The sequence below is a fragment of the Streptomyces sp. MZ04 genome, assembly GCF_004684775.1.
GTDB lineage: Bacteria > Actinomycetota > Actinomycetes > Streptomycetales > Streptomycetaceae > Streptomyces.
Genome location: NZ_SRIC01000539.1, coordinates 1 through 1877, shown reverse-complemented (window position 1 = coordinate 1877; position 1877 = coordinate 1). Strand labels below are relative to the sequence as shown.

Annotated in this window: 2 protein-coding genes; both read left to right on the top strand. The window is 74.7% G+C overall.

The window, feature by feature from the left end:
• Positions 1 to 108 precede the first annotated feature (108 nt).
• Complete coding sequence (locus E2651_RS42935) at positions 109 to 675, top strand: DUF5134 domain-containing protein (RefSeq protein WP_135336686.1); 567 nt, start codon at positions 109 to 111, stop codon at positions 673 to 675.
• Between the two features lie 108 nt (positions 676 to 783).
• Complete coding sequence (locus tag E2651_RS42930) at positions 784 to 1719, top strand: M56 family metallopeptidase (RefSeq protein WP_135336685.1); 936 nt, start codon at positions 784 to 786, stop codon at positions 1717 to 1719.
• Positions 1720 to 1877: the final 158 nt, after the last annotated feature.

Genomic DNA, 1877 nt, shown 5'->3' with positions numbered 1-1877 from the left:
GCCCCCCACTGCGCTCCCGGCGTACCCCCGTGCGCTCGCATACGACTCCCCCCGCCCGGGCATCGACCCGACGACGGCGTCGATCGGGTCGATCGCGGGAGGTGCGCGGTGCACGGACCGGCACAGGCCGCCTGGCTGCTCGTCGCGCTGTGCGCGGCCACCGGGTCCTACTGTCTGCTGCGCATGCGCAGCAGGATCGAGGAACAGCGTCGTACCGCGGGCGGCGAGGCGCTCATGGGGTTCGGGATGGCGGCGATGGCCCTGCCCGCCGCCGTGCTGACGCCGCCGCGGTGGGCCTGGCCGGTCTACGCGACGGTGTTCGGCGCCGCGGCGCTGCGCGCGCTGTGGGCGGCGCGGCGCGATCGGCATCATCTGCACCACCTCGTCGGCGCGGGCGCCATGGTCTACATGGCGTTGGCCATGGCCGCGACGCCCTCGGCACATGCGGGCCACGGCGGCGGTGGCACCCCGGTCCTCACCGGCACGCTGCTGCTCTACTTCGCGGGGTACGTGCTGTGGTCGGGGGTGCGCCTGCTGCCCGTGCGGACGCTCGCGACGGAGGGGGGCGGCGCGGGCGGCGGCGCGCTCATCGGGTGGGCCGACCGCCCGGAGCTGGCGATGGTGTGCCGCCTTTCCATGGGCATCGCCACGCTCGCGATGCTGCTCACCCTGTAGCCGGTCCCCGGCAGTCACCCTTCATCCAATCCCCGTCGGGGCGTGGCGTGCGTCACTTGAGGCGACAGGCCATACCCTCCGGCAGCGCCGTCCTCATAGGGTTGACACATGTTGCTCCCCGTTGCGCTGTTGCTTCTGGGCGCCCTCACCGCTGTCGTCGCCCCGCGCCTTCTCGCACGGGCCGACTGGCCGGAGCGCGAGCCGATCGTCGCGCTGTGGGCGTGGCAATGCGTCGTTGCGGGTGTCCTGCTGTGCTGCGGCCTGTCGATGGTCCTGAGCGCCGCCGACGCGTGGCAGGCCGTGCGCGGCCAAGTCTTCGCCCCCGCGCCGAACGACGTGGTGGAGGCCTACGCGTTGGGGGCGGGCGGTTCCTGGGCGCCGGCGACGGCCGTGGCGCTGGCGCTCGGCGGCGTATGGACCGCGGCGATGCTGACCCGGGAGATCGCGCGGGCCCGCGCCCGGCGCCGCAAGGGGCGTACCGAACTGCTGCTGCGCGCGCCGCTGCTGCCCGGCGAGGAGCCCGGCGCGGACCGTCTCGTGGTCCTGGAGGGTGAGCGCCCCGACGCCTGGTGGCTGCCGGGCACCGCTCCCCAACTGGTCATCACCACAGCGGCGTTGCGCCGCCTGAAGGGGCGTCAGCTGGATGCGGTGCTCGCCCATGAGCAGGGCCACGCGCAGGCCAGGCACGACTGGCTCCTGCACTGCTCGGGCGCGCTGGCCACCGGCTTCCCGCAGGTGCCGGTGTTCGCCGCGTTCCGGGACGAGATGCACCGCCTGGTGGAACTGGCCGCCGACGACGTGGCGTCACGTCGCTTCGGGCGCCTTACGATCGCCCTCGCCCTGGTCGAACTCAACGAGGACCGGGGCGTGTTCGGCCCCTGCCCGACCCCGCAGGCACATGTGCCGCAGCGCGTGCACCGCCTCCTTTCCGCCCGCCCGCGCCTCACCCCGGCCCGCAGACTGCGCCTCACGGCGGCGGCGGCGCTGGTGCCGGTGATCCCCCTTCTGGTGACGTTCGTTCCGGGGCTGCGGGCGCTGGGCTGAGCGGATCGCGGGGCGCACCGCACCCTGGGCTGACCGATTCGCGTGACGCGCCGGACGCCAGGCTGACCGGATCGCCTGACGCGCCGCACCCCGGGATAGCACCGGGCGCCGCCCGTCGGCGAGGATCACTCCATGCACCCCGCCGCGCCCCTCTCCCC

What these genes read in the sequence shown, in the direction of transcription:
- E2651_RS42930 (WP_135336685.1), top strand. Translation starts at nt 784, where the DNA reads ATGTTGCTCCCCGTTGCGCTGTTGCTTCTGGGCGCCCTCACCGCTGTC.